Genomic DNA, 13,428 nt, shown 5'->3' with positions numbered 1-13,428 from the left:
GGCCGGCGGCGTACGGTGACCTCGACCATCACGTACGACAATCGGCGGGAGGCGGCGGACGTGGCGGAGAACACGCAGATCCGGGACTGGGACGGGGCGGCGGGCGACCACTGGGTCGCGTACGAGGAGAAGTACAACGCGGCGATGTCCCGCTACGGCGAGCGGCTGTTCGCGGGGGCCGGCGTGCGCCCGGACGACCGCGTGCTCGACGTCGGCTGCGGCTGCGGCCAGACGACCCGGCTGGCCGCGACGCTTGCCGCGGAGGGCTCCGCGCACGGCGTCGACCTGTCCGCCGCGATGCTCGCGCGGGCGCGGCTGCGGGCGGCGGAGGAGGGCGTCGCCAACGTCCGCTTCGAGCAGGCCGACGCGCAGGTCCACGACTTCGCCCCCGGCGCGTACGACCTGGCGATCAGCCGGAACGGCGTGATGTTCTTCGCGGACCCGGTCGCGGCGTTCGCCAACGTACGGCGCGCGCTGCGGCCCGCCGGGCGGCTGGCGTTCGTGTGCTGGCGGGCGCCGGAGGAGAGCGAGTACTCGCTGGTGCCGCGCGCCGCCCTCGGCCGGTACGTCACCCTGTCGAGCCCGGGGGCGGCCAACGAGCCCGGCCCGAACTCGCTGGCCGACCCCGACCGCGTACGGGACGTGCTGGGCCGCGCGGGCCTGGTCGACGTGCACCTGGAGCCCGAGGACCAGCCGATGGACGTCGGCGCCGATCTCGACGAGGCGCTGGACTTCGTCCTCAACCGGCCGTCCGTGCGCGATCCGCTGGCGGAGGTCGACGCCGCCACGAGAGCCAAGGCGACGGAGGAACTGCGCACGGCCCTGACCCCGTACGTCACCCCGGAGGGTGTGCTGCTGCGCTCCCCGGCCTGGCTGGTCACGGCCCACGCCCCGGGGTGAGGGGGACGCGGGCGGTGAGTTCCGCTTTCCCGGGACCGGGCTGAAGGGGCACAAGGACCTGATCGAGTCCTCGACCCGCCCCAACGCGCTGTTCCTCACGGTCGGCGCCGCTCTGAACCACCCCCAGCTCTCGGCGGTCCACCGCTGGTTCGTCGACAACCTCTGGCTGGTGACCACAGGGGACGATGTGCCTGCCCGCACCGCATGGACCCGGGACCGGCTGATCGACTCAGGCGGCGCTGCCCTGCGGGACCGCCTCGCCGCCCTGCTGGCCGCCGCCGGGCCGTCAGGCCCTCAGCGTGCGGCGGGCGACCAGGGCCGCGCTCAGGCGGTGGGCGTCCGCCGGGGTCGTCGGGGTGAGGCCGGTGAGCAGGGCGATGCGGCGGATGCGGTAGTCGACGGTGTTGGGGTGCACGTGCAGCGCTGCCGCCGTGCCGCGCCGGTCGAGGTCGCGGGCCAGGTACGTCTCCAGCGTGCGCAGCAGCTCCGGGCGCCCCGCCAGCGGCTGCAGCAGCTCGGCGAGTTCCGTGAGCGCCTCGCTGGGGCGGCTGAGCTGGTAGTCGAGGAGCACGTCGGCCAGCCGGTACAGGCCGGGCGGCCGGTCCGTGCGGCGTACCAGCTCCACGATGTCCGCGGTCTGCGCCACCGCCGCCGGCACCCCCTCCGGCGCGGCCCCGGCCGCCGCCGCGGTCACCGCCGCGCCGACGGCCGTCGCCGTACGGTCGATGAGCCCGCACAGCGCCGGCCACGCCGGCTCCTCCGCCACCGGCAGCAGCGCGGTGCCGCCGCCGGCGTCGAGGGCGGTCAGCGCCGGCTCGCCGGCGAAGCCGTTGAGCGCCGTCTGCAGCCGGCGGATCTTGCGCCGGGCGGCGATCCGGGCCCGTGACCCGGGGGAGTGCTCGTCGGGGTGCCGGGCGACGTGCAGCGTCATCGCCACGTACCGCGGCGCGGGCCGCAGCCCCGTGCGGCGGGCGACCCCCTCCAGCGGCTCGCCGGCGAGCAGCGCGGCCAGCAACGCGTGCCGCGGCGCGTGCTCCTGGACGTCGAGCACCTGCCGCGCCTCCAGGTACGCGGCGCTGACCGCCGAGACCAACTGCCGCTGCAGCACGAAGAGATGCGACAGCACCTCCTGTACGTCGGCGAGGTCCGACGGCCGCGCTCCGGCCGATATCTCCTCCCAGCCCATCGCCGTGCCGATCTGGTACGCGCTGAGGATGGCGTCCAGCGGCACCCCCTCCTCGGCGCGCTGGGCGGCCGACTCCCGCTGCCGTACCAGCTCGTCGTCGCGCGCCGGGCCGCGGCGCTGCAGCACGTCGGCGAAGAGGCGCAGGCTGCGCTGCACGATGTCGGCGATGTCGCCCGCCACCTCCTCGGGCGGCAGGGCGGCGTACACGGGCAGCTCGGCCAGCAGCCGGTCGACGACGCGGCGGGTGAGCGCGGGCACCCTGGCCCGTAGCCGGGCGTCGACCGGGCTGCCGCCGATACACAGCGGTGTGTTGTCATGCGTCACAACGGCTCCCGGAGAAGTCTGCGTTACTGACCAGTTAAGCGCAGCCCGGCCCCTCTGCATCATGTCCACGACACAACTACCCGCCATCCCCACCGCCGGGAGTCGCCGATGAACGTGGTGCCGAAACTCCTCAAGGGCGCCCTGGGCGCCGCCGCGGCGGCCGGCCTCGTCGCCGGGGCCACGGCCGCACCGGCCGCGGCGGCCGGCGCTGACGCCGCCGCCGGCGAGGTCTACGTCGCCCTCGGCGACTCGATGGCCTCCGGCCCGCTCATCCCGCTCCCCACCGGCCCGCTCGCCTGCGGGCGCTCCACCGAGAACTACGCGCACGAACTGGCCGACCGGCTCGGCGTCGCCGAGCTGCGCGACGTCACGTGCAGCGGTGCCAGGACCGACCACATGACGCAGCCGCAGTCGCTGTCGCTGCTCGACGTGGACATGGGCGAGGCGCCGCCGCAGTTCGACGCGCTCAGCGCGGACACCACCCTCGTCACGCTGACGATCGGCGGCAACGACGCCGGGCTCGTCGGCGTCGCCCAGGACTGCATGCAGCTCGACCCCACCGCCGACCTGTGCAAGGACGGCTTCACGGAGGGCGGCGTCGACACCGTCGCGCAGCGCATCGAGGCAATGGGCCCGAAGCTGGGCGCCGTGCTCGACGGCATCCACGCGCGCGCACCGCAGACCCGCGTCCTGGTCACCGGCTACGGCGACTACATCAAGCCCGGCGGCTGCTGGCCGTACCAGCCGGTGCTCGCCGCCGACGCCGACTGGCTGCAGGGCAGCGTCAACCACATGAACCGCGTCATCGCCGACCGCGCCGCGGCGCACGGCGCCGAGTACGTCGACGTCTTCACCCCGAGCCGCGGCCACGACTCCTGCCAGTCGCCCGGCGACAAGTGGGTCGAGGGCTACGTGCCCACCGCCCCGGCCGCGCCGCTGCACCCCAACGAGCGGGGCGAGGAGGCGTACGCGGAGATCATCCACGGGCAGCTGGGCGGCTGATGCCCGGGACCGGACTCCGCCGGCCGGCGAATGCAGGAGGGCCCGTCCGGCGGACCACCGGGACCACCGGGACCACCCGGGCCACCCGAGGCCACCGGTCCTCAAGGGCCGACCCGAACGGCGGGGACGGGCCGACCACCCCCCACCGATGCCCCGCCACCCGCGACGTCCCGCCCCCCGAGGGACGCGCACCCGCCGGCCCGGCGCCCTCCCGCGCCGGGCCGGCGGCGTCGGTGCCGCGCCGCCCCCGTCGGCCCAGCCGTCCCCGCGTCCGCCGGGCAGCCGCCGCTACCTCCCGTACGTGCCGCGCAGTTCCTCCGTGTACGCCCACAGGCGCCGGGCGGTCGCCGTGTCGTACGACTCGGCGGAGGAACGCACCGCCGTCATGCGGTCGTAGTAGGCGCCGCGCCGGACCGCCGGCCGGGTGGCGAGCCGGACCAGCGGCTCGGCGCCGGCGCGGGCGGAGCGGGAGAACGCGCTGAAGACGCGCACCTGGACGGTGGGGAAGTCCCGGCCCAGGCGGGTACGCACCATGCCCGGGTGCACCGCGACCGCGGTCAGCTCCGGATACCTGGCCTGCAGCTCGTAGGTGAACATCAGGTTGGCCAGCTTCGTCCGGCTGTAGGCCAGGAAGGGGTCGTACCCGCGCGCGGACTCCAGGTCCTCCGGCAGGCCGTCCGGGTCCAGCCGCACCGGCCCGCGACCGCGCAGCGGGGCCCTGTGCCCTTCGGAGTTGACGTTGACCACGCGCCCGTCGCCGCGCGTGAGCAGCGGCAGCAGCCGGCCGGTCAGGGAGTACGGGGCCAGGTGGTGCACCGCGAAGTTGAGTTCGTGTCCTTCCTCGGTGGTACGGCGGCGGGGGCACATCACCCCCGCGTTGTTGACCAGCGTGTCCACCTCCCCGACCGCCGCGGCCACCTGATCCGCCACCTCGTCGACGCCCTTGGTGGTGGCGACGTCGCCGGTGACGACGTGCGCCCGCGGCAGCTCGGCGGCCAGCTGCGCCGCGCGCCCGGGGTCGCGGCCGACGAGGACGAGGCGGTGCCCGGCGGCTGCGAGCAGGCGGGCCGACTGGCGGCCGATCCCCGACGTGGCGCCGACCAGGACGACCGTCCGGGGCTCCGCGGTGGTCACCGGGCGGTCCCCGGGGTGACGCCGTTGAGGCCCAGCGCGCGGGCGAGCACCCGGCCCCGTACCGGCGCCGGCAGCCGGGACAGCAGGCCGGCGGCCCGCGCGTCCCCGACCGCGTAGTGCCGCTTGGGGCGGGCCGTCTCGACGGCCTTGACCAGAGTCCTGACCACCGGCTCCAGCGGCCGGTTGCGCTGCCGCGCGACCGCCTTCGCGAGCGCCGCCAGATGGTTCTCGTACAGCGCGACCCGCCGCGGGTCGGCCGTGGCCGTCGCCCGGCCGGCGGCGTCCGCCGCCTTGGTGAAGATCCGGGTGTCGGTGGCGCCGGGCTCGACGACCACCACGGGGATCCGCCACGCCGCCAGCTCCAGCCGCAGCGCGTCGGAGAACGAGGCGAGCGCCGCCTTGCTGCCGGAGAGCGCGCCGAAGAGCGGCATCGCGACCCGGGCCGTGGGCGCGCTGACGTTGACCACCCGCCCGCCGCCGGCGCGCAGCAGCGGCAGCAGGGCCTGGGTGACGTAGGCCGGGCCGAGGGTGTTGACCGCGAACTGCCGCTGCAGCTCCGCCGGCGGCACCAGCTCCAGCGGCCCCTGGACGATGACGCCCGCGTTGTTCACCACCGCGCGCAGCCCGCCGGCCGCCGCCGGGTGCGCGGCCACGTCGTCGGCCGCCCGGCCCACCGCGTCCGGGTCGGTCACGTCCAGCGGAACCACCGTCACGCCGGGGACCCCGGCGAGCGCTCCGTCGTCCTTGTGCACCGCGGCGAACACCGCGAACTCCCGCTCGGCCAGGCGCCGTACGAGCGCTGCGCCGATGCCGGCGCCCGCGCCGGTGACGAGGACGGCCTGCTTCTGCGTACCCGTGCGTCCACTCATGACGTTCTCCTCGCGACATGTAAGAATCTACATGTCAGTGTCGGAGTGTCGGGTTCGACATGTCAAGGTCTCCCTGACACCGTGGGCGGAGGACTCACCGGAGGAGAGGGCACAGATGTCGTTGCGCCACGGTCTGCTGGGACTGCTCGCCGAGGGCCCGGCCAGCGGATACGACCTGGCCCGGCGCTTCCAGGAGGTGCTGGGCGCGGTGTGGCCCGCCCGGCACCCGCAGATCTACGCGGAGCTGACCCGGCTCGCCGACGGCGGCCTGATCGAGGTGGAGAGCGAGGGCCCGCGCGGGCGGAAGGCGTACCGCATCACCCCCGAGGGCCTCGCCGAGGTGCGCCACTGGCTGTCGAAGACCGAGGTCGACCACACCGTACGGCTGCAGCCCCTGCTGCGCTCCGTGTTCTTCTGGCTGATGGAGCCCGGGGACCTGCGCCGGCACCTGGCGGAGGAGGAGCGCCACTACCGCGAAACGGCCCGGTTCTACCGCACCGTCACCGCCGCCAAGGACCGCGGCGAGTTCGGGCACAGCCCGCAGACGCACTCCCTGCGGGTCGCCGCCGAGGCCGCGGTCCGGCTGCACGAGGCGCTCGCCGACTGGGCGGAGTGGGCGCAGACGGTCCCGCCCGCGAGCGGGGGCGACGGCGGGGGCGACGAGGTCGGGGGCGGGAACGGCGACGGCGCCGGCTGAGGCGGGCCGCGGCCGGCCGGAGCGGGGAAAGCCGCTGCCCGGCGCAGGACCGCCCGGGCGCTGCCCGGCCGCCGGCCCGGGCGGCCTCAGCGCTCCGGGGCGGGGACCGACTCCGGCGGCCGGGCGCCTTCGGCCCCGGGTGTAGGGGCCGGCCGGCCGATCACGGCCGGCGGGCGTCCGCGCCCGTGTCCGCGCCCGCGCCCGTCTCCGTCTCCGTCTCCGTCTCCGTCTCCGTGCCGGCACCCACGACCTCGCCTCCGGCGCGGCAGACCTCCCGCACCACCCGCAGAAAGGCGTGGAGCGCGGGATCGCGGTCCGTACGCCGCCAGATCACCGACGTGTCCACGGTCAGGCCCGGCCCGGCGAGCGGGCGGTAGACCACGCCGTCCCGGCGCAGGTTCGCCAGCGAGGCGGGCAGCAGGGACGCGCCGAGGCCGGCCGCCACCAGGCCGATGATGGTCTGCTTCGGCGACGCCTCGCGCAGCGCGGGCGGCGTGAACCCCGCGGCCCGGCACAGGGCGATGACGTCGTCGAAGAGCGGCGGGTTGATCTCCCGCGGGAACTGCACGAGCGGTGTCCCGTCCAGGTCGGCGAGGTCGACCCGGGCCCGGCCGGCGAGCCGGTGCCCCGCGGGCAGCGCCACCGCCAGCGACTCGGTGAACACCGACTCCACCGCCAGCCGCGGGTCGGCCACCGGCGGGTGTACGAACCCCGCGTGCAGCCGGCCCTCCGCCACCTCGCGGATCTGGTCGGGGATGCGCAGCTCCGTCACGTTCAGCTCGACGTCCGGGTAGACCTGCGCGAACCGGCGCACCACCGGCGGGACCACGCTGTAGATCGCCGCGTCGATGAACCCGACGGCCAGCCGCCCCCGTTCGCCGCGCGCCGCCCGCCGCGTCAGCTCCACCGCGCGGTCCGCCTGCCGGACGGTCGCCCGCGCCTCCCCCAGGAACACCCGCCCGGCGGCGGTGAGCGCGACGCCGCGGCGCCCGCGGTCCAGCAGCCGGGCGCCGACCGCCTCCTCCAGCCGCCGGATCTGCCGGCTGAGCGGCGGCTGCGCCATGTGCAGCCGCGCCGCGGCCCGGCCGAAGTGCAACTCCTCGGCGACCGCGATGAAATACCGCATCTGTCTGAGGTCGACCATGGGTCATATCCGTTCTGTCTCAGAGCCCGTGAAACGGGTATTGGACCCCGCCGGGTTCCGCGCCGGACGCTGGTGCCACCACGCCACCACGCCACCACGCCACCGAGGATGCGGAGAAGCCGGTGACGGACAAGCAGGGGATATCGCGCCGGGGGGCGCTGCGGGCTTCGCTCGCCGGCGCCGCCGCGGGCACGGCCGTGGGAGTGACGGCACCGGGGGCGGCCACGGCCGCCGCCGCGCCTGCCGGCCGGGCGCGGCACGTCGAGGCGATCGGGTACAGCGACCTGGACCACCGGCCGGCGTTCAAGATGGCCGTACGGCACAAGCACGGCCGGTGGTACCTCTACACGGGCCACTTCTGGGACTCCGGCTGGACGGTCGTGGACGTGACCGACCCCGCGCGGCCCGAGGTCGCCGCCCACGTACCGGGTCCGGAGAACACCTGGACCCTCCAGGTCGACCTGCACGGCGACACCATGGTCACCGCGCTGGAGCAGACCTTCCCCGACTTCGGCGGCGACCCCGCCGCGCCCTTCGAGGAGGGCGTGCTCATCTGGGACATCGCCGACCCCGTACGCCCGCGAAGACTGGGCCACTACCGCACCGGCGGCACCGGCACGCACCGCAACCTCTACCCGGGCGGACGCTACGTCCACCTGGCCGCCGGCGCCCCGGGCTTCAGCGGCAACATCTACGTCATCCTCGACATCTCCGACCGCACCCGGCCACGCGAGGCCGGCCGCTGGTGGGTGCCCGGCCAGCGCGCGGACGAGCAGCCGCCCGCGGACGGCGGGCGCGGCGGGCACGGCGCGCACGGTGCGTCCGGCGAACACGCCGCCACGGGCGGCTTCTGCTGCTCCGCCGGCCAGGACGTGTCCCTGCACGGCCCGCCGTACCCGGTCGGCAACCTGGTCTACCTGCCGTACGGCGGCGCCGGCCTGATCGTGCTCGACATCGCGGACCCCGCCCGGCCCCGCGAGGTCGGACGGCTGCCGTTCAGCCCGCCGTTCCACAGCCGCTTCGGTGTGCACGGCGTCCTCCCGATGCCCGGCCGCGGCATCGCCTTCGCCAACTCCGAGGACGTGTCGTACGGCACCGGCCCCGCGCACCACGCCTCCATCGTCGACATCTCGGACCCCCGGAAACCCTTCCTGCTCTCGCTGCTGCCCGAGCCGGTGCCCCCGCGCGGCGCGGACTACGCCGACTTCTCCACCCGCGGCGGCTGGAGCGGCCCGCACAACATCAACCACCACCAGCACCACCCCGACGTACAGCCGCAGGACGGTCTGCTCTACGTCGCCCACTTCAACGCCGGACTGCGCGTCTACGACGTCTCCAACCCGCGCCTCCCCCGCGAGACCGGCCACTTCATGCCGCCCGAGCCGACCCGCCGCTACGGCCCCATGCCGGCCGGCGAACTCACCCTGCAGACCGAGGACGTGGTCGTCGACCGCCGCGGCTACATCTACGTCTCCGACAAGAACCAGGGCCTGTGGATCCTCCGCCACACCGGCCCCCGCCCCTGACCCCGCACCACAGCTGGGACGCCCCGACCGCCCGCCCGCCCGGGCAGCGGCACGCGCACGCGCACGCCGAAGGCCGCCAGCCCGGAACGGGGTGGCGGCCTTCGTGCGGTACTCGCGGCTTACACGTCGAAGTACAGCTCGAACTCGTGCGGGTGCGGGCGGAGCTGCAGCGGGGCGATCTCCTGGGTGCGCTTGAAGTCGATCCAGGTCTCGATCAGGTCGGCGGTGAAGACCCCGCCCTGGAGCAGGAACTCGTGGTCGGCCTCCAGGGACTCCAGCACGGCCGGGAGGTTCGTCGGGACCTGGGGGACCGCGGCGTGCTCCTCGGGGGCCAGCTCGTAGAGGTCCTTGTCGACCGGCTCGGCGGGCTCGATCTTGTTCTTGATGCCGTCCAGGCCGGCCAGCAGCATGGCGGAGAAGGCCAGGTACGGGTTGCCGGAGGAGTCCGGGGCGCGGAACTCGATGCGCTTGGCCTTGGGGCTGGCCCCGGTGATCGGGATGCGGATCGCGGCGGAGCGGTTGCGCTGCGAGTAGACCAGGTTGACCGGGGCCTCGAAGCCGGGGACCAGGCGGTGGTAGGAGTTCACCGTCGGGTTGGTGAAGGCCAGCAGCGCCGGGGCGTGCCGGAGGATGCCGCCGATGTAGTAGCGGGCGGTGTCCGACAGGCCCGCGTAGCCCTGCTCGTCGTAGAAGAGCGGCTCGCCGCCCGCCCAGAGCGACTGGTGGCAGTGCATGCCGGAGCCGTTGTCGCCGAAGATCGGCTTGGGCATGAAGGTCGCGGTCTTGCCGTTGCGCCAGGCGACGTTCTTCACGATGTACTTGAAGAGCATCAGGTCGTCGGCCGCGGCCAGCAGCGTGTTGAACTTGTAGTTGATCTCGGCCTGGCCGGCGGTGCCCACCTCGTGGTGCTGGCGCTCGACCTGGACGCCGGACCGGGCCAGTTCGAGGGAGATCTCCGCGCGCAGGTCGGCGAAGTGGTCGACGGGCGGGGCGGGGAAGTAGCCGCCCTTGTAGCGGACCTTGTAGCCGCGGTTGCCGCCGTCCTCGATGGCACCGGTGTTCCAGGCGCCGGCCTCGGAGTCGATGTGGTAGTAGCCGGCGTTCGCCTTGGTCTCGAAGCGGACGTCGTCGAAGACGTAGAACTCCGCCTCGGGCCCGAAGTAGGCGGTGTCGGCGATGCCGGAGGAGGCCAGGTACGCCTCGGCCTTCTTGGCCACGTTCCGCGGGTCGCGGCTGTACTGCTCGCCGGTGATCGGGTCGTGGATGAAGAAGTTGATGTTGAGCGTCTTGTCCTTGCGGAACGCGTCGACGCGGGCCGTGGAGAGGTCCGGCACGAGCGCCATGTCGGACTCGTGGATGGCCTGGAAGCCCCGGATCGACGAGCCGTCGAACATCAGCTGGCCGTCGGGCTCGAATACCTCGACGGGCACCGTGAAGTGCTGCATGATGCCCGGCAGATCACAGAAGCGCACGTCGACGAACTTCACGTCGTTGTCCGCGATGTACTGCTGGACCTCGTCGGCGTTCTGGAACATCCAACTCCTCCTATGTCCCGCCGCGAGGGGACGGGTAAGCCTGCTGAGCCTGCGCGGGTGCGCGTACCGGATGGGCGCCTTGGGTGCCCCGGGTGCCAGCGTGGGGTGCCGGGCCGCCGGCATGCTTGCCCGAGCGTAGGCACCCGGGATTTCTCGGGCATGACCCATTTGTTTCGTCGATGTTAACCACGCCTCTCCGTCACCCCCGGGAACATGCGCGGGACGACTCGTCCGCCGCCCGACGGGTGGCCGGAATCGTATGCCGTCCGAGGCCGCCGGCAGGGGGGCGGCGAAGGGGTCCGGGGGCCTGGCAGTACCGTGGATACGTGGACAACGCGGAGAAGCGGCAAGCAATCGGATCGTGGCTCTCCGGCCCCCGCTCGGCGGCCGAGGACATGGGCGTCGACTTCGGCCACCGGGGACAGCGCCTCGGGCTGCCCGAGACGGGGCCGGGTTCCGTCGCGCCGGTCGGCAGGCGGATCGCGGCGGTGGTCATCGACTGGCTGCTGTGTCAGCTGATCGCGTACGGCTTGTTCGCCGATGGCGAAAGCCGGTCGGTCGCGCTGTGGACGATGGCCGTCTTCTTCGTCATGACGGTGCTGATGGTCGGCACGGTCGGCCTGACGCCGGGCAAGCGGATCATGCGCATCCGCGTCATCTCCGAGAACGGCACCCGGCTCGGCCTCCTTGCCACGGTCGTGCGGAGCGTGCTGCTCTGCCTGCTGATCCCGGCCGTCGTCTTCGACCGGGACACCCGCGGGCTGCACGACCGCGTGGCACGCGCGGTCGAGGTCCGGATCTGAGACGGGCGCGAATCTGAGACGGGACGCGTAGTACGGCGGCCCGCTCGTAGGTCCGAACGCTGTCTCCCGGGCGCCGTCCGCGGTCCGTACGGCCGCGCTTCCGTACCCGTACGAGACCTCGGGCCGCCGCCGCGCTCAGCGCAGCTTGCCGCCGCCCTTCGGCATCCGCATGCCCTTCGGCATCGGGCCCTTCGGAATCGGCATGTTGCTCATCAGGTCGCCCAGCGCCTTCAACCGGTCGTTGACCTGCGTGACCTGCGGGCCCTGCAGCACGCGCGGCAGCTTCATCAGCGTGGTGCGCACCTTCTTCAGCGGCACCTGGCCCTCGTCGTTGCCCACCACGACATCGTGGACGGGGACGTCTGCCACGACCCGGTTCATCTTCTTCTTCTCGGCCGCCAGCAGGCCCTTCAGCCGGTTCGGGTTGCCCTCGCCGACCAGGACGATGCCCGCCTTGCCCACGGCCCGGTGGACGACGTCCTGCTGGCGGGTCATCGCCACCGCCGGGGTGACGGTCCAGCCGCGCTTCATGTTGTCCAGCACCGCCGCGGCGGCGCCCGGCTGGCCCTCCATCTGACCGAACGCCGCCGCCTCCGCGCGGCGCCCGAAGACGATCGCCATGCCGAGCAGCGACAGCAGGAAACCGACGATGCCCAGATAGATCGGGTGCCCGATGAGGAAGCCGATGCCCAGAGCGGCGCCGAGGACCAGGATGCCCACGCCCGCGACGATCAGACCGACCTTGGGGTCGGCCCGCCTGGTCATCTTGTACGTGAGGGCGATCTGCTTCAGACGCCCGGTGTTCTCGGGTGTGGGTTCACTGCTGGCCATGCCGCGAATTCTACGGCCAGCCGGGCCCGGGAACAGACCCGGCCCGGCACCGGGGCCGGGCACGGGCCGGAGACGGGGGAGCCGGAGGGCCGGCGCCGGGGCGCCGGCGGGGCGGCAGGGCGGCGGCTATCGGGGCAGAGCGGGCGTACCGCCCACCGGATCGCCCCTCCCCACCGCCGACTCCGACTCCCGCCGGGCCCTGGCCCGGCGGCGGTCCTCCAGAACGGCGTCCCAGGCGTTACGCCGTGCGGTCCGCTGCTCGCCGCGCAGCAGCAGCCCCTCGATGGTGCGCAGCACGCCGGTGACGGTGGGCCGGGGCGGCGGCCAGGACGGTAACGACGACGGTGACGACGGCACGACGGCCCCCCTCGGCGGTCGAGAAGTCAAAGTTCGTTCGGGCTCCATGCTCACCTCACGGTGTTACCAGCGCGTGGCCCGACGGTCAAAGCGGGGTGAAGGCCACTGAGGCGAAGACCACAGGGACGGTGCGGCGACGGTGCGGCGACGGTCCGGCGCGGCACGCCGCCGCCCCGCTACGCCGCCGGCTGCGCGCGCTTCTCCACGGCCTGCTGGTACAGCCGCCCCGCCCGGTACGAGGACCGCACCAGCGGCCCGGACATGACGCCGGCGTAGCCGATCTCCTCGGCCTCCTGCTGCAGCTCCACGAACTCGTGCGGCTTGACCCAGCGCTCCACCGGGTGGTGCCGCGGCGAGGGCCGCAGGTACTGCGTGATGGTGATCAGCTCGCAGCCCGCCTCGTGCAGGTCCCGCAGCGACCGGCTGACCTCCTCGCGCTCCTCGCCCAGGCCCAGGATGAGGTTCGACTTCGTCACCAGGCCGGCCTCGCGGGCGCGCGTGATGACCTCCAGGGAGCGCTCGTAGCGGAAGCCGGGGCGGATGCGCTTGAAGATCCGCGGGACCGTCTCCACGTTGTGGGCCAGCACCTCGGGGCGGCTGGAGAAGACCTCCGCGAGCTGCTCCGGTACGGCGTTGAAGTCGGGGATCAGCAGCTCGACGCCGGTGCCCGGGGTGGTCGCGTGGATCTGGCGCACCGTCTCCGCGTACAGCCAGGCGCCGCCGTCGTCGAGGTCGTCGCGGGCGACACCGGTGATCGTCGCGTACCGCAGCTCCATGCGCTGGACGGACTCGGCGACCCGGCGCGGCTCGTCGCGGTCCAGCTCGGCCGGCCGGCCGGTGTCGATCTGGCAGAAGTCGCACCGTCGGGTGCACTGCTCGCCGCCGATGAGGAAGGTCGCCTCGCGGTCCTCCCAGCACTCGAAGATGTTGGGACAGCCGGCTTCCTGGCAGACCGTGTGCAGGCCCTCGTCCTTGACGAGCTTCTGCAGCGCGTTGTATTCGGGCCCCATCTTCGCGCGGGTTTTGATCCACTCGGGCTTGCGCTCGATGGGGGTCTGGCTGTTGCGGACTTCCAGGCGGAGCAGCTTGCGACCGTCGGGTGCGACAGCGGACACGTCCG

Annotated in this window: 13 protein-coding genes; 5 read left to right on the top strand and 8 right to left on the bottom strand. The window is 73.9% G+C overall.

The annotated features are described in order from the left end of the window. The first annotated feature begins 15 nt into the window (after positions 1-15). Complete coding sequence (locus T328_RS16375; RefSeq protein ID WP_496496782.1) at positions 16-900, top strand: class I SAM-dependent methyltransferase; 885 nt, start codon at positions 16-18, stop codon at positions 898-900. Between the two features lie 286 nt (positions 901-1,186). Here T328_RS16375 and T328_RS16370 read toward each other — a convergent pair whose 3' ends face one another. Beyond that, positions 1,187-2,410 (bottom strand): PucR family transcriptional regulator, encoded by a 1,224-nt coding sequence (locus T328_RS16370; RefSeq protein WP_496496781.1) that lies wholly within the window; start codon positions 2,408-2,410, stop codon positions 1,187-1,189. A 108-nt stretch (positions 2,411-2,518) separates the two neighbouring features. Here T328_RS16370 and T328_RS16365 point away from each other — a divergent pair, with 108 nt between their 5' ends. After that, entirely contained in the window at positions 2,519-3,412 is an 894-nt protein-coding gene (locus T328_RS16365; protein WP_496496780.1) for an SGNH/GDSL hydrolase family protein, read from the top strand. Positions 3,413-3,700: 288 nt separating this feature from the next. Here T328_RS16365 and T328_RS16360 read toward each other — a convergent pair whose 3' ends face one another. Further along, on the bottom strand, positions 3,701-4,546 hold the full coding sequence (locus T328_RS16360) for an SDR family NAD(P)-dependent oxidoreductase (RefSeq protein WP_496496779.1): 846 nt from the start codon (positions 4,544-4,546) through the stop codon (positions 3,701-3,703). After that, positions 4,543-5,415 carry an SDR family NAD(P)-dependent oxidoreductase gene (locus T328_RS16355; protein WP_496496778.1) on the bottom strand — a complete coding sequence of 291 codons (873 nt, stop codon included), beginning with the start codon at positions 5,413-5,415 and terminating at the stop codon, positions 4,543-4,545. The genes T328_RS16360 and T328_RS16355 overlap by 4 nt, the downstream gene beginning before the upstream one ends. Positions 5,416-5,530: 115 nt before the next feature. On the opposite strand from T328_RS16355, the gene T328_RS16350 reads away from it, so the two are divergent. Next, positions 5,531-6,112 carry a PadR family transcriptional regulator gene (locus T328_RS16350; protein ID WP_496496777.1) on the top strand — a complete coding sequence of 194 codons (582 nt, stop codon included), beginning with the start codon at positions 5,531-5,533 and terminating at the stop codon, positions 6,110-6,112. A gap of 160 nt (positions 6,113-6,272) precedes the next feature. Here T328_RS16350 and T328_RS16345 read toward each other — a convergent pair whose 3' ends face one another. After that, the gene (locus T328_RS16345) at positions 6,273-7,256 is read right to left on the bottom strand and encodes a LysR family transcriptional regulator (protein ID WP_496496776.1); all 984 of its coding nucleotides are present in this window, start codon (positions 7,254-7,256) and stop codon (positions 6,273-6,275) included. A gap of 122 nt (positions 7,257-7,378) precedes the next feature. On the opposite strand from T328_RS16345, the gene T328_RS16340 reads away from it, so the two are divergent. Further along, entirely contained in the window at positions 7,379-8,782 is a 1,404-nt protein-coding gene (locus tag T328_RS16340) for an LVIVD repeat-containing protein (protein WP_496496775.1), read from the top strand. A gap of 119 nt (positions 8,783-8,901) precedes the next feature. Here T328_RS16340 and glnA read toward each other — a convergent pair whose 3' ends face one another. Next, complete coding sequence (gene glnA / locus T328_RS16335) at positions 8,902-10,317, bottom strand: type I glutamate--ammonia ligase (protein WP_496496774.1); 1,416 nt, start codon at positions 10,315-10,317, stop codon at positions 8,902-8,904. A 326-nt stretch (positions 10,318-10,643) separates the two neighbouring features. Between glnA and T328_RS16330 the strand changes: the two genes are divergently transcribed. Next, positions 10,644-11,120, top strand: coding sequence for an RDD family protein (locus T328_RS16330; protein WP_496496773.1), 477 nt, complete (start codon positions 10,644-10,646; stop codon positions 11,118-11,120). A 135-nt stretch (positions 11,121-11,255) separates the two neighbouring features. Here T328_RS16330 and T328_RS16325 read toward each other — a convergent pair whose 3' ends face one another. The 3 genes from T328_RS16325 to lipA form a co-directional block, all read right to left on the bottom strand. Next, entirely contained in the window at positions 11,256-11,951 is a 696-nt protein-coding gene (locus T328_RS16325) for a DUF4191 domain-containing protein (RefSeq protein WP_496496772.1), read from the bottom strand. Between the two features lie 126 nt (positions 11,952-12,077). After that, positions 12,078-12,248 carry a hypothetical protein gene (locus T328_RS16320; protein ID WP_496496771.1) on the bottom strand — a complete coding sequence of 57 codons (171 nt, stop codon included), beginning with the start codon at positions 12,246-12,248 and terminating at the stop codon, positions 12,078-12,080. Positions 12,249-12,484: 236 nt separating this feature from the next. Then, entirely contained in the window at positions 12,485-13,423 is a 939-nt protein-coding gene (lipA, locus tag T328_RS16315) for a lipoyl synthase (RefSeq protein ID WP_496496770.1), read from the bottom strand. Positions 13,424-13,428 lie beyond the last annotated feature (5 nt).

The organism is Streptomyces sp. CNX435, from assembly GCF_059570575.1.
Note: the sequence above shows the minus strand (reverse complement) of the source record. Positions and strands in the feature narration are given on the sequence as shown.